24 protein-coding genes are annotated in these 20,878 nt (G+C 72.0%); 16 read left to right on the forward strand and 8 right to left on the reverse strand.

The annotated features are described in order from the left end of the window. The first annotated feature begins 34 nt into the window (after window positions 1-34). The 6 genes from ABIC61_RS04930 to ABIC61_RS04955 all read left to right on the forward strand — a co-directional run bounded on the left by ABIC61_RS04930 (window position 35) and on the right by ABIC61_RS04955 (window position 6,711). Window positions 35-1,045: a sugar phosphate isomerase/epimerase family protein gene (locus ABIC61_RS04930; RefSeq protein WP_354029011.1), complete on the forward strand. Its 1,011-nt coding sequence runs from the start codon at window positions 35-37 to the stop codon at window positions 1,043-1,045. After that, window positions 1,042-1,995 carry a 3-hydroxyacyl-CoA dehydrogenase family protein gene (locus ABIC61_RS04935; RefSeq protein ID WP_354029012.1) on the forward strand — a complete coding sequence of 318 codons (954 nt, stop codon included), beginning with the start codon at window positions 1,042-1,044 and terminating at the stop codon, window positions 1,993-1,995. Before ABIC61_RS04930 ends, ABIC61_RS04935 begins: the two co-directional genes overlap by 4 nt. 11 nt (window positions 1,996-2,006) lie before the next feature. Further along, window positions 2,007-2,780: an SDR family NAD(P)-dependent oxidoreductase gene (locus tag ABIC61_RS04940; protein ID WP_354029013.1), complete on the forward strand. Its 774-nt coding sequence runs from the start codon at window positions 2,007-2,009 to the stop codon at window positions 2,778-2,780. Between the two features lie 84 nt (window positions 2,781-2,864). After that, on the forward strand, window positions 2,865-4,244 hold the full coding sequence (locus ABIC61_RS04945) for an MFS transporter (protein ID WP_354029014.1): 1,380 nt from the start codon (window positions 2,865-2,867) through the stop codon (window positions 4,242-4,244). Beyond that, on the forward strand, window positions 4,241-5,947 hold the full coding sequence (locus ABIC61_RS04950) for a dihydroxyacetone kinase family protein (RefSeq protein ID WP_354029015.1): 1,707 nt from the start codon (window positions 4,241-4,243) through the stop codon (window positions 5,945-5,947). The genes ABIC61_RS04945 and ABIC61_RS04950 overlap by 4 nt, the downstream gene beginning before the upstream one ends. Beyond that, window positions 5,944-6,711, forward strand: coding sequence for a triose-phosphate isomerase family protein (locus ABIC61_RS04955; protein WP_354029016.1), 768 nt, complete (start codon window positions 5,944-5,946; stop codon window positions 6,709-6,711). Before ABIC61_RS04950 ends, ABIC61_RS04955 begins: the two co-directional genes overlap by 4 nt. Here the strand turns inward: ABIC61_RS04955 and ABIC61_RS04960 are convergent. The 5 genes from ABIC61_RS04960 to ABIC61_RS04980 all read right to left on the reverse strand — a co-directional run bounded on the left by ABIC61_RS04960 (window position 6,708) and on the right by ABIC61_RS04980 (window position 10,380). Next, window positions 6,708-7,382 (reverse strand): response regulator, encoded by a 675-nt coding sequence (locus ABIC61_RS04960; RefSeq protein WP_354029017.1) that lies wholly within the window; start codon window positions 7,380-7,382, stop codon window positions 6,708-6,710. The genes ABIC61_RS04955 and ABIC61_RS04960 overlap by 4 nt on opposite strands. Next, window positions 7,379-8,647: a sensor histidine kinase gene (locus ABIC61_RS04965; protein WP_186321994.1), complete on the reverse strand. Its 1,269-nt coding sequence runs from the start codon at window positions 8,645-8,647 to the stop codon at window positions 7,379-7,381. The genes ABIC61_RS04960 and ABIC61_RS04965 overlap by 4 nt, the downstream gene beginning before the upstream one ends. Window positions 8,648-8,681: 34 nt before the next feature. Beyond that, entirely contained in the window at window positions 8,682-8,843 is a 162-nt protein-coding gene (locus ABIC61_RS04970; RefSeq protein WP_186321995.1) for a hypothetical protein, read from the reverse strand. A gap of 23 nt (window positions 8,844-8,866) precedes the next feature. Beyond that, window positions 8,867-9,487, reverse strand: a complete 621-nt coding sequence (locus ABIC61_RS04975) for a M15 family metallopeptidase (protein WP_354029018.1) — start codon at window positions 9,485-9,487, stop codon at window positions 8,867-8,869. A 206-nt stretch (window positions 9,488-9,693) separates the two neighbouring features. After that, window positions 9,694-10,380 (reverse strand): SDR family NAD(P)-dependent oxidoreductase, encoded by a 687-nt coding sequence (locus ABIC61_RS04980; protein WP_354029019.1) that lies wholly within the window; start codon window positions 10,378-10,380, stop codon window positions 9,694-9,696. Window positions 10,381-10,438: 58 nt separating this feature from the next. Between ABIC61_RS04980 and ABIC61_RS04985 the strand changes: the two genes are divergently transcribed. From ABIC61_RS04985 to ABIC61_RS05000, 4 genes are all read left to right on the forward strand, one after another. After that, entirely contained in the window at window positions 10,439-11,119 is a 681-nt protein-coding gene (locus tag ABIC61_RS04985) for a hypothetical protein (protein ID WP_354029020.1), read from the forward strand. 178 nt (window positions 11,120-11,297) lie between these two features. Further along, window positions 11,298-11,480 (forward strand): hypothetical protein, encoded by a 183-nt coding sequence (locus tag ABIC61_RS04990; protein WP_354029021.1) that lies wholly within the window; start codon window positions 11,298-11,300, stop codon window positions 11,478-11,480. 51 nt (window positions 11,481-11,531) lie between these two features. Continuing rightward, a complete protein-coding gene (locus ABIC61_RS04995; protein WP_354029022.1) occupies window positions 11,532-12,089 on the forward strand; it encodes a MarR family winged helix-turn-helix transcriptional regulator in 558 nt (185 codons plus the stop codon). 67 nt (window positions 12,090-12,156) lie between these two features. After that, window positions 12,157-12,768, forward strand: a complete 612-nt coding sequence (locus ABIC61_RS05000; protein ID WP_354029023.1) for a TetR/AcrR family transcriptional regulator — start codon at window positions 12,157-12,159, stop codon at window positions 12,766-12,768. Between the two features lie 123 nt (window positions 12,769-12,891). Here the strand turns inward: ABIC61_RS05000 and ABIC61_RS05005 are convergent, their stop codons facing one another. Continuing rightward, complete coding sequence (locus ABIC61_RS05005) at window positions 12,892-13,995, reverse strand: Gfo/Idh/MocA family protein (protein WP_354029024.1); 1,104 nt, start codon at window positions 13,993-13,995, stop codon at window positions 12,892-12,894. Further along, window positions 13,992-14,792: a sugar phosphate isomerase/epimerase family protein gene (locus ABIC61_RS05010; protein WP_354029025.1), complete on the reverse strand. Its 801-nt coding sequence runs from the start codon at window positions 14,790-14,792 to the stop codon at window positions 13,992-13,994. Before ABIC61_RS05010 ends, ABIC61_RS05005 begins: the two co-directional genes overlap by 4 nt. A 105-nt stretch (window positions 14,793-14,897) precedes the next feature. Between ABIC61_RS05010 and ABIC61_RS05015 the strand changes: the two genes are divergently transcribed. From ABIC61_RS05015 to ABIC61_RS05030, 4 genes are all read left to right on the forward strand, one after another. Further along, a complete protein-coding gene (locus ABIC61_RS05015) occupies window positions 14,898-16,106 on the forward strand; it encodes an MFS transporter (protein WP_354029026.1) in 1,209 nt (402 codons plus the stop codon). Between the two features lie 79 nt (window positions 16,107-16,185). After that, entirely contained in the window at window positions 16,186-17,508 is a 1,323-nt protein-coding gene (locus ABIC61_RS05020; protein WP_354029027.1) for a carboxylesterase family protein, read from the forward strand. Window positions 17,509-17,715: 207 nt separating this feature from the next. Beyond that, a complete protein-coding gene (locus ABIC61_RS05025; RefSeq protein ID WP_354029028.1) occupies window positions 17,716-18,306 on the forward strand; it encodes a TetR/AcrR family transcriptional regulator in 591 nt (196 codons plus the stop codon). Window positions 18,307-18,465: 159 nt separating this feature from the next. Continuing rightward, window positions 18,466-18,906: an NUDIX hydrolase gene (locus tag ABIC61_RS05030; protein ID WP_144754103.1), complete on the forward strand. Its 441-nt coding sequence runs from the start codon at window positions 18,466-18,468 to the stop codon at window positions 18,904-18,906. Window positions 18,907-18,912: 6 nt separating this feature from the next. Here the strand turns inward: ABIC61_RS05030 and ABIC61_RS05035 are convergent, their stop codons facing one another. Then, window positions 18,913-19,281: a VOC family protein gene (locus ABIC61_RS05035; RefSeq protein ID WP_354029029.1), complete on the reverse strand. Its 369-nt coding sequence runs from the start codon at window positions 19,279-19,281 to the stop codon at window positions 18,913-18,915. 69 nt (window positions 19,282-19,350) lie between these two features. Between ABIC61_RS05035 and ABIC61_RS05040 the strand changes: the two genes are divergently transcribed. Together ABIC61_RS05040 and ABIC61_RS05045 are read left to right on the forward strand one after the other, a co-directional pair. Continuing rightward, the gene (locus ABIC61_RS05040) at window positions 19,351-19,995 is read left to right on the forward strand and encodes a nucleoside/nucleotide kinase family protein (RefSeq protein WP_502908783.1); all 645 of its coding nucleotides are present in this window, start codon (window positions 19,351-19,353) and stop codon (window positions 19,993-19,995) included. A 49-nt stretch (window positions 19,996-20,044) separates the two neighbouring features. Continuing rightward, the gene (locus ABIC61_RS05045; protein WP_354029031.1) at window positions 20,045-20,875 is read left to right on the forward strand and encodes an SDR family oxidoreductase; all 831 of its coding nucleotides are present in this window, start codon (window positions 20,045-20,047) and stop codon (window positions 20,873-20,875) included. Window positions 20,876-20,878 lie beyond the last annotated feature (3 nt).

The following is a 20,878-nucleotide window of genomic DNA, read 5'->3' on the forward strand; positions in this document are numbered from 1 at the left end:
CACCGCCGAACCGAGACATGCGAGGGAGCATTCCGTGAGCACACCACAGGACTGGGTCGACCAGGACTGGAACCCTGACACCTGGACGTCCGACACCTGGCCGATCGCCACCTGTCTCCACGGGTTCCCCCCGGTCACGCGCGACGGGGTCGCCTTCCACGACGCCGACCCCGAGGTCTGGGACGACGTGTTCGCGCAGATCGAGGCCGTCGGGTTCTCGCTCGCGGAGCTCGCGGACAGCCACATCCGTCCCGCCGACCTCGAGCGGTCCCGGCGCGACGAGCTGTTCGCCATCGCGAAGGCCCACGGCGTCGGGATCCCGTCGGTGCACCTGCAGCGCAAGAGCGTCATCCAGCCCGGGCACGAGGAGGACAACCTCGCCTACGCCCACCGCACGATCGACGCCGCGGCCGAGTGGGGCATGCAGGTGTTCTCGACCGGGCTGCACCAGCCGTTCAACGAGGCCCAGCGCGCAGCCCTGTGGTTCTGGACGGCGCAGGGCCCGAAGGACCCGGACGACCCCGAGGTCCGGAACGCCGCCGTCTCGCGACTGCGCGAACTCGGGGAGCACGCGGCGTCCGTCGGACTGCCGATGGCGCTCGAGCTGTACGAGGACACCTACCTCGGCACCGCCGACAGCGCCGTGCGGCTGATCGAGGAGATCGGCCTGGACACCGTCGGGCTGAACGCGGACGTCGCGAACCTCATCCGCCTGCACCGTCCCGTCGAGGACTGGCGGGAGCTGTTCGCCAAGACCATGCCGGTCACGAACTACCTGCACGTGAAGAACTACACGCGGGACGAGGCCGGCGACGGCAGCTGGGCGACGAGCGTGCCGAGCACCATGGAGGCCGGGCTCATCAACTACCGCCAGGTCCTCCGCGACGCCGTGGCCGACGGGTTCCGCGGGATCGTCATGACGGAGCAGTACGGCGGGGACAGCCTCGGCGTCTGCGCCACCAACCAGCAGTACATCCGTTCCGTCCTCGCGACGACGAAGCTCGACGCAGCGGCGGCGACCACCACCGAAGGAGCAACACGATGAGCACCCTCGACATCGCCGTCGTCGGGTCCGGCTACATGGGCGGCGGGATCGCCCAGGTCCTCGCCCTCGCCGGCCACACCGTCCGGATCGCGGACGTCTCCGCCGAGATCGCCGCGTCCAACCGTGCCCGGCTCATCGCCGAGACCGAGCAGTTCGTCGCGGACGGCCTGTTCCCTGCGGACGCCGTGTCACGCGTCGACGCGCACCTCAGCGCCGCCGCGTCCATTGAGGAAGCGGTCGCCACGGCCGACTTCATCGAGGAAGCGGTGCCGGAGAAGCTCGAGATCAAGCACGCGACCCTCCGTCGCATCAGCGAGGCCGCCCGTCCGGACGCCGTGATCGGTTCGAACACCTCGACGATCCTGATCGAGTCCCTCGCCGAGGCCGTCGTCGGACCCGAGCGGTTCCTCGGGGTGCACTTCTCGAACCCCGCGCCGTTCATCCCCGGCGTCGAGCTCATCCCGCACCCGACGACGAACGAGCACGCGGTCGAGGTCGGCGAGGCCGTCGTCGCCGCCACGGGCAAGCAGTCGGCACGGGTGAAGGACTCGACCGGCTTCGTGCTCAACCGGCTGCAGTACGCGCTGTTCGAGGAGGCGACGAAGATCGCCGACGAGGGCATCGCCAGCCCCGACGACATCGACACCATCGTCCGGACCACCTTCGGGTTCCGCCTGCCGTTCTTCGGCCCGTTCGCCATCGCCGACATGGCGGGGCTCGACGTCTACGCGTTCTGCTTCGAGTCGCTGCAGACCCGCTGGCCCGAGCGCTTCGCCACCCCGCCGTCGCTGCAGCAGCACGTCGACGCGGGCGAACTCGGCACGAAGTCCGGCGCGGGGTACCTCGAGGTGCCCGCCGACCGGACGCCGGAGCTCGTGGCCTACCGGAACAAGGCGTACGTCGCGATGCAGAAGGTCCTCGACGAGCTCGGCCCGGCACCGATCCACTGACGGGAACGACCGTGACCACGAACACGCAGAACCAGGACCACACCGTCGTCCTCACCGGAGCGGCATCGCCTCGGGGCATCGGCCGGGCGACCGCACACCACCTCGCCGAGGCGGGATGGAACGTCGGGATCATCGACCTCGACCAGACCGCGAGCGAGCAGGTCGCCGCCGAGATCCGCGAGCAGCACGGCGTCCGGGCCGTGGGCGCGGGCGCGAACGTCGCCGACGAGTCCGCCGTCCGTGCGGCCTTCGACACGATCGAGGCGCAGCTGCCGCCCGTCACCGCGCTCGTGAACCTCGCCGGGGTGTCCTCGGCGCACGCCTACCTCGACCTGCCCGAGGGGGAGTGGCACCGGGTGCTGTCGATCAACCTCGACGGCGTGCACTTCGCCAGCCTGCGGGCGGCGGAGTCGATGGTGCGGAACGGGTACGGGCGCATCGTCAACCTGTCGTCCGTCTCCGCCCAGCGCGGCGGCGGCACCTTCAGCAAGACGCCGTACACGGTGGCGAAGGCCGGCGTGATCGGCCTGACCCGCGGCCTCGCCCGTGAGCTCGGACCGAAGGGCGTCACGGTCAACGCGATCGCCCCCGGGCCGATCGACACCGACATCATGGGCGGCACCCTCTCCGAAGAGCGCAAGGCCGAGATGGCAGCGGACGGCGTCCTGCCCCGCATCGGGACGCCGCGGGACATCGCCGCGGCGATCGCCTACCTCATCAGCGCCGACGCCGGGTTCGTGACGGGCCAGACCCTGAACGTCGACGGCGGCCTCTACATGCACTAGACGGAACCACCCGCGGACCGCGCGCCGATCCGCGCGCGCCGACCCGCGCCTCCAGTCAGAAACCGTGTTCGCAAAGGAGCGACCGTGTCCTCATCCCTGCCCGCCCTGGGGTCCACCCACGACCCCGCCCTGAAGTCGGCCATCGGCAAGGCGACGAAGCACCTCATGCCGATGCTCGTCATCCTGTACTTCGTCGCGTTCCTCGACCGCACGAACGTCGGCTTCGCGGAAGAGGCGCTGAGCGTCGACCGCGGCATCTCCGACGCGGCCTTCGCGCTCGGCGCCGGCATCTTCTTCATCGGCTACGCGATCTTCGAGATCCCGTCGAACCTGCTCCTCAAGCGGTTCGGGGCGCGCTTCTGGCTCGCCCGCATCGCGGTCACGTGGGGCATCGTCGCCGCGCTGTTCGCCTTCACGACGAACGACACGATGTTCATCGTCCTGCGGTTCATCCTCGGTGTGACCGAGGCGGGTCTGTTCCCGGGCGTGATCATGTACCTGTCCGAGTGGTTCCCGAACAAGGTGCGCGTGCGGATGTTCGCCATCTTCTACCTGGCGCAGCCGTTCTCGCAGATGATCGGAGCGCCCCTGTCCGGTGGTCTGCTGAGCTTCGGCGACCAGGCCACCCCGTTCCACGGCTGGCAGGTCATGTTCTTCGGCGAGGGCATCCTCGCGGTGCTCGCCGGCGTCGCTGCCCTGGTGTTCCTGACGAACAGTCCGCAGCAGGCGAAGTGGCTGGAGCCGGGGGAGAAGGACTCGCTCACCGCGGCGATGGCGCGGGAGGACACCGCGCGCAGCGCCGACGGGCCGACGGGCATCTGGAAGGCGATGGCGAGCGGGCGCGTCTGGTACTTCACGATCATCTACTTCTGCCTGCAGGTCGCCGTGTACGGCACGACGTTCTACCTGCCGCAGCAGGTCTCCGCGCTGCTCGGGCAGGACGTCGGCTGGCAGGTGGGACTCGTCGCGGCGATCCCGTGGCTGGTCGGGCTGGTGGCCTGCTACCTCGTCGGATCGAAGGCGGACACCGTCGGTCGTCGGCGTCGCTGGGGGACCCTGTTCTACGTCACCACCGGCCTGTCGATCCTCGGGTCGGCGTGGGCCGGGGCGAACGGGCAGCCGATCCTCGGCATCGTCTTCATCACCCTGGCCGTGGCGAGCTTCCTCGCCGTGGGGCCCATCACGTGGGCGTACCCGACGGCGTTCCTCACGGGGGCCGCGGCGGCCGCGGGCATCGGTCTGATCAACTCGCTCGGCAACCTCGGCGGGTTCGTCGCCCCGATCATGCGGACCGCGATCAACGAGGTCGTGCCGACGGACAGCGGGGCGTTCGGCATCGTGTCGCTCGGGGTCCTGGCGTTCGTCGCCGCCGTGATGATCTTCTGCACGAAGTTCTTCCGCGGTGCGAAGGCGGACGAACTGCTCGACACCACCCACGTGCGCGCACAGGGAGACGGACGATGACGCGGCTGTTCAACGACCCGGCTGACTTCGCGGACGAGGCCACCGACGGCTTCGTCGCGGCGAACGAGCGATGGGTGCGGCGGGTGCACGGCGGGGTCGCCCGGTCGACGACGTCGCCGGACGGCACGGTCGCGCTGGTGGTCGGCGGCGGATCGGGGCACTACCCGGCGTTCGGCGGGCTCGTCGGGCACGGGCTGGCGGCCGGTGCCGCGATGGGGAACCTCTTCGCCAGCCCGAGCGCCCAGCAGGTTGCTGCCGTCGCGCGGGCGAGCGAGCACGGCGGTGGCGTGCTGCTCAGCTACGGCAACTACGCCGGGGACGTCCTGAACTTCGACGCCGCGGCGCGGACGCTCGAGGCGGAAGGGATCCCGGTCCGCACCGTCCGCGTCACCGACGACGTCACCTCGGCGCCGGCCGACCGGTCGTACGAGCGGCGGGGCATCGCGGGCGACCTCTGCGTCTTCAAGGTCGCCGGGGCCGCGGCGGAACGCGGCGACGACCTCGACACGGTGACGGCGATCGCGGACCGTGCCAACGACCGGACCCGTTCCTTCGGCGTCGCGTTCTCCGGCTGTTCCCTGCCCGGTGCCGAGGAACCGCTGTTCGAGGTCCCGGAGGGTCGCATGGCGGTGGGCATGGGCATCCACGGCGAACGCGGGATCGACGAGACCGACGTCCCGACGGCCGACGAGCTGGCATCGCTCCTGGTCTCCCGGCTGCTCGACGAGCTGCCCGCCGGGGTCAGCGCCGCCGGATCGCGCGCCGTGCCGATCCTCAACGGGCTCGGGAGCGTGAAGTACGAGGAGCTCTTCGTCGTCTACCGGTCCGTCCAGCGGCTGCTCGGCGACGCGGGCGTCGTGCTCGCCGAACCCGAGGTCGGGGAACTCGTCACGAGCTTCGACATGGCCGGGGTCTCGCTGACGCTGTTCTGGTTGGACGACGAACTCGAAGAACTCTGGGCAGCGCCCGCCGACACCCCCGCCTACCGGAAGGGCGGAGCCGTGCCGCAGGAGCGCGTCGCCGCGTCCGTCGCGGCCGCGGAGGCGACCCCCGACGCGGTCGGCCCGGCGAGCGACGACTCCCGTGCCGTCGCGGCACGCATCGCCGCCGGCTTCACCGCCGTCCGCGCGCTGCTGGACGAGCAGGCCGACGAACTCGGCCGGATCGATGCGATCGCGGGTGACGGCGACCACGGGATCGGCATGCAGCGCGGCGCGCACGCCGCGGCCGACGCCGCATCAGGTGCGGTGGAACGCGGTGCCGGAGCGGGTTCCGTGCTCCGGATCGCCGGTGATGCCTGGTCCGACAAGGCCGGCGGCACGTCCGGTGCGATCTGGGGAGCCGCCCTGGAGGCACTGGGTCGCGTCCTCGGGGACGACCAGCGTCCGTCGGGTGCCACCGTCGCGGACGCCGTCGGTGCGGCCACCGAGGCGGTGCTCGCCTTCGGCGCGACGGTCGGTGACAAGACCATGGTGGACGCGCTGGTCCCGTTCGACGAGGTCCTCCGGTCGCGGATCGACGAGGGAGCACCCCTCGCCGAGGCCTGGCGTGCGGCTGTCGTCGCGGCCGGGACCGCTGCGGACGGCACGGCTGCACTGCTCCCGCGGATGGGCCGGGCGCGCACGCACGCCGAGCACGCCGTCGGGACGCCGGACCCGGGAGCGGTGTCGTTCGCGCTGATCGTGGCGACGGTCGCGCCGTGACCACCGTCGGGGTGTCGCTGAAGGCGTACTTCTCGCACGCGCGGACGCTCGCCTGGGCCGCCGACGTCGCGGACATCGCCCGGCGGCACCCCGCGGTCCGGTCCGGGGCGGCGACGCTGTTCGTCGTGCCGACCTTCCCGGCGCTCGTCCCCGTGCGCCAGGTGCTCGGGGACGCCCCGGTGCTGCTCGGCGCCCAGGACCTGTCGTGGGCCGACGCCGGGGCGTACACGGGCGAGGTCACGGGCGCGGAGCTCCGTGAGATCGGCGTCGACCTCGTCGAGATCGGGCACGCGGAGCGGCGCGCCCTGTTCCACGAGACGGACGACGACATCGCGGGGAAGGTGCACGCCGCCTTCCGCAACCACCTGCGTCCGTTGCTCTGCGTCGGCGAGGCGAGTCGTGCCTCCAGGCCGGAGACCATCGCGGAGGTGACGGCGCAGCTCGACCGGGCCGTGTCGACGGCCGTCGCCGACGGTCTGGCCGGTCCGCTCACCGTGGCGTACGAGCCCGTCTGGGCCATCGGCGCGGCGCAGCCCGCGCCCGACGAGCACGTCGTCGCGGTCCTCGCCGGGATCGAGCAGCACCTCGCCACGCGGCCCGAGCTGGCGGGCGGCACCGTCATCTACGGCGGCAGCGCCGGACCGGGGCTGCTCACCCGTGGTGGCGGCAGGATCGGTGGGCTGTTCCTGGGCCGGTTCGCGCACGACCCCGCGGCGATCGGCACGATCCTCGACGAGGTGCAGGCGCTGGCGACCGCCCGCTAGGAGTCGTCGCGGGCGCCGGCCAGCCCGTGGTCGTGCGCGTACACGACGAGCTGCACCCGGTCGCGCAGCGCGAGCTTCCCGAGGATGCTCGAGATCTGGGTCTTCACGGTCGACTCCGTGACGAACTCCTTCGCGGCGATCTCCGCGTTCGACAACCCGCGCGAGGCCCAGCCGAACACGATTCGCTCCCGGTCCGTCAGCGTCTGGAACGCCGGCGGCTGCGGGGCCGGGGCGCGCTCGACGTCGGCGCCGAACAGCTGGGAGAGGTCGTTCGGCGCGATCACCGAGCTGCCCTCGTGCACCGCCCGCACGGCTGCGAACAGGAACGGCGGCGTGGTGTCCTTGAGCAGGAACCCGCTGGCGCCGAGGCGGATCGCCGTGGCTGCCGCCGGATCGAGGCCGAACGTCGTGAGGACGATCACGCGCGGAAGCGGCCCGCCGACCGCGCCGGAGAACAGCTGCCGGACCGTCTCGACGCCGTCCATCCCGGCCATGCGCATGTCGAGCAGCACCACGTCCGGTCGGAGCTCCGGGATCGCGGCGAGGGCCTCGGCGCCGTCGGACGCCTCACCCACGACGACCATGTCGTCCTGCGCGTCGAGGACGACACGGAGGCCGGCGCGGAAGAGCGCCTGGTCGTCGGTGAGCAGGATGCGGATCGGATCGGTCATCGGTTGGTCCCCCCATGGACGTCGAACGGGATGCGGGCGCGTGCTGCGAACACGTCGTCCAGGACAGCGGCGTCGAACGACCCGCCGAGTGTGCTGAGCCGGGACTGCATCCCGACGAGGCCGCGGCCGGAACCGCGGGTGGTCGGAGCCGGGAGCGCGACGGGACCGGTGCCGGCGGTGGAGCCCGTTGTGGCGTCCGTCGTCCCCGGGACCACGTTCTCCACCTCGAGCACGAGGTCGCCCGACCGCCAGGTCTCCCGCACGGTGACCGGCATGCCGGGGGCACCGTGCCGGAGCGCGTTCGTGAGCATCTCCTGCAGGACCCGGCGTGCGGCGGTCCCGCTCTCCGGGCCGAGCGTCACCGGGTTCCCGCGGACGGTGTGGTCGACGTCGACCCCGGCCTCCCGGATGCCCTGCACGATCTCGTCGAGCGACCCCGGGTCCGTCGCGGCGCCGGAACCGTCGATGTGCCCGAGCACCTGCCGGACCTCGACGAGGGAGCTCCGGGCGGTGCTGGCGATGGTGGCGCTGACCTCGCGGATGCGGGCCTCGTCGTCGAGGAACGGCACCGAGTCGGCCTGCGCGATGATCACCGCGAGGGAGTGCCCGACCACGTCGTGCACGTCGCGGGCGATGTCCGCGCGGATGCGTTCGGACTCGGCCTCGTCGATCGCGCGGGTGGCGGTGGCCTCCGCCTCGGTGGCGACGGCCTCGGCGCGGGAGGCAGCGGCCTCGGCATCGGCACGACGCTCCGACTCGCGGTCACGGGACCGGAACGCCCGGACGGCGACACCGCCGGCCCAGACGCCCAGGAGCGCGGTGACCGGGGCGGCCATCGCGAGGAACGCCTGGTCGCGCGGGCCGTTGATGAGCACCGCGAACCGGAAGCCGGTCAGCGCGAGGTAGGCGGTGGCACCGATCCCGACGACGAACGCCAGGAACCCGGAGACGATGACCTCGGTCCGTGAGCCGACCACGGCCGCGGTGCCGATCACGACGAAGATCGCGAGGTCCACCAGGGACGGCCGTTCGCCGCCGCCGACCTGGACGATCCCGAGGACGACGACCATGAGCATCGCCGCGGACGGCGACACCCGGCGGAGCGCGATCGCCCCGGACGCGGCGAGGACGGCGAAGAAGCTCGCGTGCTCGAGCTCGAGGTCGATGGGGAGCAGGAAGACGAACGCCGCGAAGACCGCCCAGGCCACGTCGACGACGATCGAACGGGTGGCGAGCGGCCGGATGAACGTGCGCCGTTCCGTCACGGCTCGATCATCGCACGCGGGCGTGTCGGGATCGTCACGGGACGGGCGACATCGCGATGAGGGCGGTGGCCGTGACCGCGACGATCGCGGCGCAGAGCAGCAGCGTGGCGATCGTGTGCTTCGTCGAGGACTCCATGCCATCAGCCTCCCGTCCCGGCGGGTCCACGGCATCGGGCGTGAGGTGGAAGGCGTTCATCCGATCGACTGAACCGCACACGGTCACCCCGCCGAGCTGTCGCGGCGCATCGGCGGGCACTCGCCGCCCGCGGTCGTCGCGAGCTCGTAGTGCCACGACTCGTTCTCGTAGGTCTGGCAGAGCCCGAACCGCCGTCCGTGCTCCTGCATCCACACCGCGGCGTCGAGCGCCCCGACGTCCACCGCACGACCCTGGACGTGCGTCGACCGGTCCGGGGTGTTCACCCAGCGGCGGGCCTCGTCGAGCGAACCGTGCTCCTCGACGCCCTGGTCGAGCAACGCCTGCTGGTACGCCCTGCTGCGCCAGCCGGAGTTGATGCGGACCTCCACCCCGTCCTCGGCCGCCGCCTCGGTCGCACGGGCGACCGCCCGCCGCAGGTCCGGGTCCAGGTTCGCGATCGCCGGGGTGTGCGCGATCTCGGACATGGGTGCGCCGTCGGCCGCGTACCCGTCCGCGGTGCTGACGGTGTGGCCGCCGACCTCCGCGGTCTCGCCTGAGGGCGGCCCGACGGACACCGTCGTGTCGCCGGCGTGGGCGCCGGCTCGCTCGGCGGCGGGGATGGAGGCCGCGGCGCACCCCGCGACGGTCAGCGCCGTGGCGGTGACCACGATGGTGGCGATCAGGTGGAGGCGTGACTTCTGCATGCTGCCAGCATGTGGAACATCGCCGTCGTCGCGCTTCGGGCGCGGGACCCAAGGCGGTCACCCGGCCGGGTGAACCCGCGTCGTCCGCGGTGACCGGCCGTCGGACTGGAGGCGCGGGGCGGCGCCGCCACGTCCTCCCTCGCAGGCTCGGTCGGCGCGCCCCGCGCAACGCTCCGCGTCGCCCCCGAGCGTGGCGCGCCAGTCCGTCAGATGGTGATCTGGCCCAGCACGCGGTGGGCGATCGAGATCGACTCGCCGGACACGACCGACAGCGGCGACGCGAGGAACGCGACCAGGTCGGCGATCTGCTGCGGGCTGGAGTCCCCGGGGCCGCCCGGCCGGACCTCGGCGCTCGGGGTGTCCGTCACGGTCCCCGGGTTGACGACGTTGACCGTGACACCGGAGCCCACAGCATCGTCGGCGAGGTTCTTCGCGATCACGCTCACCGCGGTGTTCCGCAGGGACGCGGTGATGTTGCCCGACAGGTACGCGTTCTGGCCGCTCACCACGACGACGCGTCCGAAGCCCGCGGCCCGCTGCGCCGGCAGCACCGCGTTGGCGACCCGGAGGAAGCCGAGGGCCTTGCCGTCGATGGCGGAGAGCACCTGCTCCGGGTCGGACTTCTTCGCCGGGTCGAGCGTCCCCGCGCTCGGGGCAGCCGTCACGACGAGGGCGTCGATGCGGCCGTGCTGCTCGAGCACACGGGCGATCCCGGCATCGACGGAGGCCTGGTCGGCGGTGTCGATCGCGACACTGTCAGGGGAGTCGCCGGCGCTCCGGGAGGCGACGACGACGGTCGCTCCCTCGGCTCGGAGGCGATCGGCGACTGCGGCGCCGATGTACCCCTTCCCTCCGACGACGAGCGCGACACGGTTCTTGAGTTCGAGGTCCACGACGCCACGTTATGCCGCGCACCGAGCCGTGTCCGTCACCATCGGTACGCTGCTGCCCATGGGTGGGAAGCAGGCACGCGGGGCCGAGTGGACGGCAGACGATGCCGCGCTGTGGAACACGGTCGTGATCGCGGGCGAGCTCGACGCGCGTCGGGTACCGGCACACCGCACCGGGACCTCCTTCGCGTTGCAACCCGGTGAGATCGCGTTCGTCGGCGGTCCCTTCGCACTCGACGAGTGGCGGGCCGACGGGGACGGCTCGTACCAGCAGTCGTCGACGTTCGCGTTCGGCGGTCCGGCGTTCGTCGCCGGAGCGCTCATCGGCACCGCGATCGGCAACAGCCGGCGCCGGTCGAACGCGCGATGGGCGGCGACGCCGATGTGGCGGCCCGGCTTCGCCGGCTGGGTCGTCGTCACGAACCGCGGGTTCCACCTCTCCACCGACCACGCGAACCTCTTCTGGAACTGGGAGTCGATCTCGCAGATCGACGTCGTGGGTCGCGGGCAGCTCGTCATGTTCGGCGAGAGCACCGGTGGTCCGGTCCGGTGGATGATCCGAACGGGCTGGGCGGAGCTCGTCTTCGTCCTCTGGGCGCACCAGCAGCATCCCGACCACCCGCAGTACCGCGGCCGTGGCTGGCTCCACCCCGCCTGGCCCGAGTGGGCGGCGCACATGGGGCACCCCCTCCCGGACGGTGTCCTGCACGGCCAGCCCTCGGGACGCTCCGAACTCACCTGATCGACGCTCCCGCCGACTCGGCGACAGTCGCGAATGACACGGATGTAGTTCAACAGTGCTAACAGTTCGGTGCGTGAACCGTACAGAACAGAAACAGTTCGTTGCACTGATCGTTCACGTCGTGAAAGACTTCTGACCGTCCGCAGGGGACAGCAGGAAGCAGGAAGGCGGGATCGCAATGCACAGCACGTACACCGGGATGCCGCGACACACACGGCTCGGCGGCACCCACACCCGCGTCGGCCTCACCGACCCGGCCGTGATCGACGCCTGCGTCGAGCGACGCATCCAAGACCCGTCGCTCCTGTCCGGTCGCGCCGAACCGTCCTACGCGGACTTCTTCAACGTCCCCGCCGCGTAGTCCCAGGTCCGTCCCACCCCGCACCGCCCGTACGAGAGAACACTCGACCACATGCCGTTGACCGTCGTCCGTCGTGAGCACATGCACCTCTACGCCCGGGAGCCCCGGTCGCGTGCCGCGAAGGTCGCCGTCGATGCCCTCCTCCGGCTGCAGCACGCCGAGGAGCAGCAGCTCGAGCAGGCCCGCGGCGAGAGTGGGCTCACGAAGAACGAGTTCCTCGCCGTGCGGTACATGCTCCAGGCGCACCGGGACGGCCGGGCGATGGGTCCGAAGGACCTCGCCGTCATGCTCAACGTGTCGAACGCGTCGGTGACCAAGATCGTCGACGGGCTCGTCGACAAGGGCGACCTCGTGCGTGGACCGCACCCCACCGACCGCCGGGCGCAGGTGCTCGAGCCGACGGTGCAGGCGGCGAAGAAGATCGACGCCTCGTACGCCCGCTTCCACGAGGCCGTCGTCGAGGTGATGGACCACCTGTCCTCCGTGGAGAACGGCATCCTCGCCCGCTGCCTCTCGCAGATCACCGAAGCGCTCGCCGACGGGCGCCCCGCGCCCGTGGACGAGTACACCGTCGACCCGGACGGCGTGGCTGAGCCGCACGACGCCTGACCGTCACCGGGAGGAACGAGTCCCCACGCGCCTCCCGGAAAAAACCTTCCAGCGGTAAGTTGGGGGCATGACGCACCCCGCCGACGACGAAGCGGCCGTGCCGCGACGCGGTGGGTACCGCAAGGGTGCCGAGCGCCGGACGCAGATCCTCGACGAGATGATCCGGATGGTGGCCGACCACGGCGTCGACGCTTCGTCACTCCGGTCGGTCGCGGATGCACTCGGGATCACCCACGCGGCACTGCGGCACTACTTCCCGAACCGCGACGAACTGCTCCTCGCCGTGTACCGCGAGCACGAGGTGCGCGAGCAGGGCGCTCCGGACCGGATGAAGTCGGCGATCGGTGACATGCGTGACAGTGCCTCGCGGAACCGCGAGGTCCCGGGACTCGTGCAGCTCTACACGACCCTCGCGGCCGACGCCGTGCAGGAGGGGCACCCCGCGACGCGGGAGTTCATGCGCGAGCGGTTCACACGGCTGCGGGCGGACCTGGCGGCGTTGATCGCGGCGGACCAGGCGTCCGGGCGGATCCGCGCCGACCTGGACCCGGTCGACCTGGCGAGCCTGAGCATCGCCGCGTCCGACGGGCTGCAGGTGCAGTGGCTGCTCGACCCGGAGGCCGTGGACGGCGAGAAGGTGCTGCGGTTGCTCGAGCAGATCGTGCCGGCGGCCGACTGAGTCGCGGGCGGTCTTGCGGCGGGGGCCCGTCCAGTGAGCAGAAGACGTCGGGTACCGAATCGGTACCCGACGTCTTCTGCTCAGTGAACGCTCACCGCCCACGCGGGTGGCGCGTGCGACGACCTACGCCGTCAGCACCGCGGCCGCAGGGTCGAAGTCCTCCGGCAGCGGCGGGATCGGGTCCACGGACGACGTGATGTCGACCGCGGAACCCGAGGCAGCCGCGTCACGGATGCCGAGCAGCACGTCGAGGACGTGCAGCGCGACCGCGCCGGAGGCACGCTCGGGACGGTCCTCGGCGATGGCGCGGGCGAGCTCGACGACGCCGGTGCCGCGACCCCACGTGGAGCCGACGGCCTCGAGCGTCTCCGGCTCCTCCTGCCCGTAGCGCCAGAGCTGCGACGAGCCCTCGAACGTGTTCGGGTCGGGGAGCGAGATCGTGCCGAGCGTGCCGTTGATCTCCACGAAGCCCATGCGCGGCAGGGCGTGCTGGAACGAGAACGTCGACTGGGCGGACTGCCCGCCGGCGAACTCGATCAGGGCGGCGTGGTGGGTCGGGACCTCGACCGGGAACGTCTCGCCGGCGCGGGGGCCGGACGCGATCGTGCGACGGTCGAGCGACTTCGACGACACGGCTTGCACACGCGAGGCGGTGCCGAACGCGTGCACGAGGGTCGTCACGTAGTACGGGCCCATGTCGAACAGGGGACCGGCACCCTCGGCGAACAGGAAGTCCGGGTTCGGGTGCCAGGCCTCGGGTCCGGGGACGTGGAACAGCGTCGTCGCGGAGAGCGGTTCGCCGATGTCGCCGCGGGCGATGGCGCGGAGTGCCGTCTGGATGCCCGCGCCGAGCACGGTGTCCGGAGCCGTCGCGACACGGAGCCCCTTCGACGCAGCAGACGCGAGGACCGCGGCGGCCGACTCGTGGTCGGTCGCGATCGGCTTCTCGCTCCACACGTGCTTGCCGGCGTCGACGATCTGCTGGTCGACCTCGGCGTGTGCGGCCGGGATCGTCAGGTTGATCACGATGGAGATGTCGTCGCGGGCGAGGAGCTCCTCGACCGAACCCGACGCGCCCACCCCGTACTCCGCTGCCTGGGCGGCGGCGCGGTCGAGCAGCACGTCGGCGACGAACCGGACCTCGACGTCGGCGAACTTGGTCAGGTTCTCCAGGTACTGCGTGGAGATGTTGCCGGCACCGATGATGCCGATCCCGACACGGGTCACTTGTCGTTGTCCTTCAGCCACGCGAGCGACTCGGTGATGCCCTCGAAGACGTCGCCCTTGTACGCGTCGAACTCGACGACGCGGATGGCCTGCGGCGCCGCGGCGAGGATGCCCGCCACGTCGACGTCGCCCTGGCCGGCCGGGGTCTGGTTCTCGAAGGCACGCTGGAGTGCTTCGGGGACGATGAGGGCGCTCTCGGACGAGGGCAGCGCGGTGCGGATGTCACCGTCGACCTTGCCGTCCTTGACGTGGATCGCGACGACGCGGTCGCCCAGCGACTCGAGGACCGCGGGAGCGTCAGCGCCGCCGACGGTCGCCCAGAAGGTGTCGACCTCGAGGACGGTCTCCGGGCTGATCTGCGAGACGAACAGGTCGTAGACGGTGCGGCCGTCGACCTTGTTCGTGAACTCCCACTGGTGGTTGTGGTACCCGAACTGCAGGCCGCGCGACGCGGCCTCGGCGGTCAGGACGTTGACGCGCTCGGCGATCTTCGCGACGTCGTCGGCGGTCTGCCAGCGGTCCGTCGGGATGAACGGGTCGATGACGGTCTTGATGCCGAGGCGCTCGGCGGCGTCCCAGATCGGGGCGGTGTCGTCGGCGTCGATCACGGCGACGTGGCCGGACGGAGCCTCCAGGCCGGTGGCAGCGAAGGCACGCTCGAGGTCCGCGGCGCGCTCGACGAACGCGTAGGGCTCGACGTTCTCGTAGCCGATCTCGGCGACGCGGGCGATGGCCTTGTCGAGGTCTTCGGCGATGGCGTCGCGCAGCGAGTACAGCTGCACAGAGGTGATGGGCATTGCAGAGGCTCCTTCGGTCCTGTCTGGGTGTCGAGGAGCGATGCTCCACGGCGAGATCGATGACGACGCTACCCCAAAAACCACCCGCTGTGTAGTTTTAGTCGCATGACCACAGCGTCGGTCGACGACGACCGCACACAGCTCGCCGGGTGGCGGAACGCCATCATCATCGCCTTCGCGATCGGCGGGGTGAGCCTCGCCGCCTGGGGACCGCGCCTCCCCGAGCTCCGCGTCGAACTCGGTGTGGACGTCGGCACCATCGGACTCATGCTCGGCGGCGTCACGATCGGTTCGATCGGCGGACTGCTCAGTGCCGCCCCGCTGCTCCGGCGCCTGGGTGGGCGGCGGGCGTTGACGGCGGTCGTCGTGCTCGTCCCCGCGGCGATCGCCGTCATCGGCACCGCCGCCGCGCTGCACTCCGTCCCGCTCGCCGCGGTCGGGTTCGTGGTCGCCGGGGCGGGCATCGGCTCGCTCGACGTGATGGCGAACGTCGAGGGCACCGCGATCGAGGCGCTCGCCGGCCGCACGCTGCTCCCGTTGATGCACGCCGCCTGGTCGGGAGGCGCGGCCCTCGGTGCAGGACTCGCCGCCCTGTGCGCGTGGCTGGGCATCACCCCCTCGGCACAGTTGCTGGGAGAGGCCGTCGTCATCCTCGTGGTCGGCGTGATCGCCATGCGCGGCATCCCGGACGGCACCCGGGCCGAGGAGCACGACACGTCGCTCACGCCCCGGCAGCGGCTCCGGCAGTGGGCCCGCGGGTGGGCCGACGTGCGGCTGCTGCTCATCGGCGTGGTCATGCTCGGCGTCGAACTCGGCGAGGGGTCGGCCAACAACTGGCTCGCGCTCGCCACCACCGACGGGCACGGCCAGACCGCGGCGATCGGCGCGCTGTTCTTCACCGTGTTCGCCGTCTCCGAGGCAGCCACCCGCGTCTTCGCCGGCCCCGTCGTCGACCGGCTGGGTCGTGTCCGGACGGTTCGGTGGACGACCGCGCTCGGCATCGTCGGCGCCGTCCTCTTCATCGTCGGTGGCAGCTGGTGGCTCACCCTGATCGGCGTCGTGCTGTGGGCCGTCGGCGTCTCCGTGGGCTTCCCGCTCGGCATGTCCGCCGCGGCGCAGAGCGGCCCGAACCCGGCGGCCCGCGTGAGCGTCGTCGCGTCGATCGGGTACTTCGCGAACTTCGCTGGCCCGCCCGTCATCGGCGCGATCGCCGAGCACGTGGGCGCGCTCAGCGCGCTGTGGCTGGTGGCGGTGCTGTTCGTCGCGGCGTTCGCGGCGTCCGGTTCGCTGCGTCCCGTCGCCCGACGCGACTGACGGGCGGACTGGAGGCGCGGGGCGGGCCCGCACCGTGCCTCCAGTCCGCATGGTGGTCACGCTGGATAGCGTGGGGTCCATGCTCGACGCCGACTCGCTCACCTGGGACCCGCCTGCCGGACGCATCACCGGCGTCGTCGACGGGGAGGTCGTCCGCGCGCTCGGGATCCCGTACGCCCGGGCCGCGCGCTTCCAGCGTCCCGAGCCGATGCCGCCCTTCGACGAGCCGTACCCGGCGACGACGCCGGCGCCCGTCGCGCCGCAGGTCCAGGCGACGTTCGTCGACCAGCTGCTGCCGCCGGCCGAGGGTCTCGTCGTCGACGAGCACTGCCAACGCCTGTCGATCACCGCACCGGCCGACGTGCAGCCCGGCGAACGGCTGCCCGTCATGGTCTGGATCCACGGCGGCTCGTACGTCATCGGCGGTGGGGACGTGCCGATCTACGACGCCCGTGACCTCGTCTCCGAGCAGCGCGTCGTGTTCGTCTCGGTGACGTTCCGGCTCGGGATCCTCGGGTTCCTCGGTGACGGCGAGCGCATGCCGGCGAACCTGGGGCTGCTCGACCTGGTCGAGTCGCTCCGCTGGGTCCGGACGAACATCGCGGCGTTCGGCGGCGACCCCGACCTGGTGACGGTGTTCGGCCAGTCCGCCGGCGGGGACGCGGCCGCGCACCTCATGATCAGCGAGGGCACGGCGGGGCTCTTCCGGCGGGCGATCATCCAGAGCGCACCGCTCGGGCTGTCCCGCGGGCGGTCACGGATGAACGCGGCCATGGTGCGCGCCGTCGGGAGCCTGCACCCGGACACCCCGCTCGACGACCTGCTCGAACGTCAGGCGATCGGGACCCGCGCTGCCGCACCGTACGGACTGCCGGGCGGGATGCCCTACGGCACGCAGTACGGTCACGCGCCCCTGCCCGCGGAGCGGTCCGTCGGCGAGGCGTGGTCCACGGTCGCACCCGACATCGACGTGCTGATCGGTTCGGGCACCGACGAGGCCGGCATGTACGTGCCGCTCGTCCCCGGCCTCCGGACGATCGCGCGCTCGAAGTTGGTTCGTCCGCTCCTCCGGTGGCTGCTCGTCCGGCCGCTGTCGGACGTCATCTACGGCAGGGACGTCCGCCGCTTCACCGCACGGCACCGCGCTGCCGGGGGTCGAGCAACGTCGTACCGGCTGATCCGGGGCGTCACGACGAAGCCGACCGGCGCCGTCCACATGAGCGACCTGCCGCTGCTGCTCGGCGGTCGTGCGGCGTGGGCCGGCTCCCGGTTCGTGCCGGAGCGGGACTGGCCGGAGGTCGAACGGCGCGGCAGGGCCTTCCGTGCGATCTGGGCCGAGTTCGCGCGCACGGGGCGGGTCACGGCGGCGGACGACGAGACGCTGACGTTCGACCGGGGCTGACGGGCCGGGCGCGCGGGTGGCGCCTTCCGCCTCCGTCACCCTGCGCTTCCGCGAAAGCGACAGTCTGCCGCCGGAGTTCCGCGGCGATCTGTCGCCCTGGCGCACCAGACGGCCGGGCTCCCCGGCACACTGTCGCTGTGGCGGCACGGCCACGACCCCAGAACTGGCGGCTCGCGAGCCTGCCGCGCGGCCCGGAGAATCGACGGCATGCCCGAGTCCGACGTCGACCTGCGCGCTCGGATCGTCTCGGGCGCGATCGAGGCGTACCGCGCGGCCGACTTCCACACCGTCGGTCCGGCCGACGTGGCCGAGCACGCCGGGGTCACCGAGGAGACCGTCCGGCGCGTGTTCCCGCTGTGGGAGCTCCTCGTCGTCGCCGTGATGGACCGGTGGAACAACGGCAGCCGTCGGGCGCTGTGGGTCGTCGCCGAACGCTCGGGTGCCGTCGCCTACCTGCGCGCACGACTCGAGGCCGGCCGTGACGAACCCGCCCTCGTGCGCCTCCGGACCGCGCTGCTCAGTGCGGCGTCCAGCCCGGAGCACCCTGCCGCCGGATGGTTCCGGGGGCAGTACACGCGCTCGTTCGAGGACGTCACCCTCGCACTCGTGCGCGACGTCGTCGCCGGGCGCGAACCCCGCGGGACCTCGCCGCGGCACGCGGCCGAGCAGCTGGTCGCGCTCTACGAGGGGCTCCAGCTGCAGTCGATGCTCCGTGACGACGCCGAGCCGCTCGCCGGGTTCGACCGCGCGGTGGCGCGGATGCGGGCGGGATGGGCTGCTGCGGCAGCGACCGTCTGAGGACGCGGTCCGTCGGCACGGCAGTGTGCGAGGTTCCGTACCGGGTGCGACACCGTGAGGCTGTCACGTTGCGCGGAACCCCGCACGTTGCGGGCTGACCGGCCTGGAGGCGCGGCGCGGCTCGCGCACGCTCGCTCGGCTTCCTGGCATGGTCAGGAGATGGAGTACACGGACTACGACACCCGGCTCGCCGCCTACGGCGTGGTCACGCACGAAGGTCGCGTCCTGCTCGCCATGCAGCGGTTCCCGGAGGCGGGGACGTGGGCGCTCCCCGGTGGCGGTGTCGAGCTCGACGAGAGCGTCGAGCAGGCAGTCGTCCGCGAGTTCATGGAGGAGACCGGGTACGAGGTCGCCGTCGGTGGGCTGCTCGGTGTCCGCCACCACGTCGTGCCCGCCGAGCGTCGGATGCACGCGAACGGTCGGCCGATGAAGGCCGTGCAGGTGGTCTTCCGGGTGTCGATCACGGGTGGTGCGCTCCGTGACGAGACCGACGGGTCCACCGAGCGTGCCGACTGGCTGCCGATCGCGGACCTGCCCCGGCACCGGCACGGTCTCGTGGTGCCGATCGCCCTCGGTTGGGCCGGCGCCCTCACCCGCTGACGGCGACTACTCCTCGATGACGCTCAGGACGTTGCCCGACGGGTCCGTGAACCAGGCGATGAGCGGGCCACCCTTCCGGTTCACGCCCTTCTCGTCGGTCATCCCGTCGTAGTGCAGGAACTCGACGCCCTTCGCGACGAGCTCGTCGACCGCGTCGTCGACCGAGGGCACCGGGAAGTTCAGGACCGTGAACGCCGCGGGCTCGTGGGCCGGCCCCTTCGGGTAGACGAGCACCCCGTGGCCGTCGCCGAGCTGCAGGAACAGCATGCCGTGGTCCTCGGTGACCTCGACCCCCAGGACGTCCTCGTAGAACGCCTTCGCCTCGGGCACGTCCCGCACCGAGAAGCCACTGAACGCCTTCGTCGCATCGACCATGCGGCAAGTGAACCACCGCCCGGCGCTGTCGGTGCGCTCTGCCAGGATGAACGCGTGACCCCGCCCGAGATGTCCGTCGACCAGGCCGTCGAGCGTGCCGTCGAGCTCGCGGGCCGCGACGGCCGGACGGTCCTCGGGATCGCCGGAGCGCCTGGTGCGGGCAAGTCGACGCTCGCCCGGCGGGTGGTCGTGGCCGTCGACGCGGCACTGGGAGCGAGGACCGCCGTGCAGGTCCCGATGGACGGCTTCCACCTGTCGAACGCCGCCCTCGACGCCCTCGGACGACACGACCGCAAGGGTGCGATCGACACCTTCGACGGCGAGGGCTACGTGGCGCTCGTGCGACGACTCGTGGCGGCGGACGCGGTGGACCACGCACGCGGTCCCGTCGTGTGGGCGCCGGACTTCGACCGCCGCGTCGACGAACCCGTCGCCGGCAGCATCGCCGTCCCGGCCACGACCCGACTGGTCGTGTCCGAGGGCAACTACCTGCTCGACGACAGCGACCCCTGGGCGGCGCTCGCCGAACTGTTCACCGAGACCTGGTTCTGCAGCGTCGACGACGGCGTCCGCGTCGACCGTCTGGTGGGCCGGCACATGCGGCACGGCCGCGACCACGAGGCGGCCCGCACCTGGGCGGTGGAGGTCGACGGCGTGAACGCGGCGAGGGTCGCACCCACGGTGATCCGTGCCTCCAGGACGGTACGGACGTGACCACGAGACCGACGCGGACCAACACGACGCGACCCGAACAGGAGCTGCCATGACCATCGCCATCACCGGCGCCACCGGCAAGATCGGCGGCGCCGTCGCCCGCGCACTCGCCTCGGACGGCGTCCCCTTCCGGATGATCGTCCGCGACGCCGCGCGCGCCCCGGAGCTGCCGGGGACGGAGGTCGCCGTGGCGTCGTTCGACGACGTCGACGCGAGCCGTGCCGCGCTCGAGGGGGTCGACCTGCTGCTCATGGTCTCGGCGGCGGAGGCCGAGGACCGCCTCGCCCAGCACCGTGCGTTCGTCGGCGCTGCGGCGACGGCCGGGGTCCGTCACGTCGTGTACACGTCGTTCTCGGGCGCCGCAGCGGACGCGACGTTCACCCTCGGGCGCGACCACTGGGCGACCGAGCAGGCGATCCGCGCGACCTCGATGGCGCACACGTTCCTGCGGGACTCGTTCTACCTGGACTTCGTCGAGGACCTCGTCGGCGAGGCCGGCGTGATCCGCGGCCCGGCCGGCGACGGCGCGATGGCCGCGGTCGCGCGGGCGGACGTCGCCCGCGTCGCGACCGAGGTGCTGCGCAACCCGTCGGCGCACCTGGACCGGGCCTACGAGCTGACCGGGCCGGTCGCGATCACGCTCGAACAGGCCGCGGCGACGGTCTCCGAGGTCCGCGGCCGGGCGGTCACGTACCACCCGGAGACGGTGGAGGAGGCGTACGCCTCACGGGCGCGCTGGAACCCGGAACCCTGGCAGGCGGACGCCTGGGTGAGCACCTACACGGCGATCGCCGAGGGCGCGCTCGCGCGGGTCTCCGGCGACGTCGAGCGGGTCACGGGGCGCCGTCCGCTCTCGTTGCGCGAGGTGCTGGAGGGCTGACGC

This window comes from Curtobacterium sp. 1544, assembly GCF_040544915.1.
In the GTDB taxonomy this organism is placed as follows: domain Bacteria; phylum Actinomycetota; class Actinomycetes; order Actinomycetales; family Microbacteriaceae; genus Curtobacterium; species Curtobacterium pusillum_C.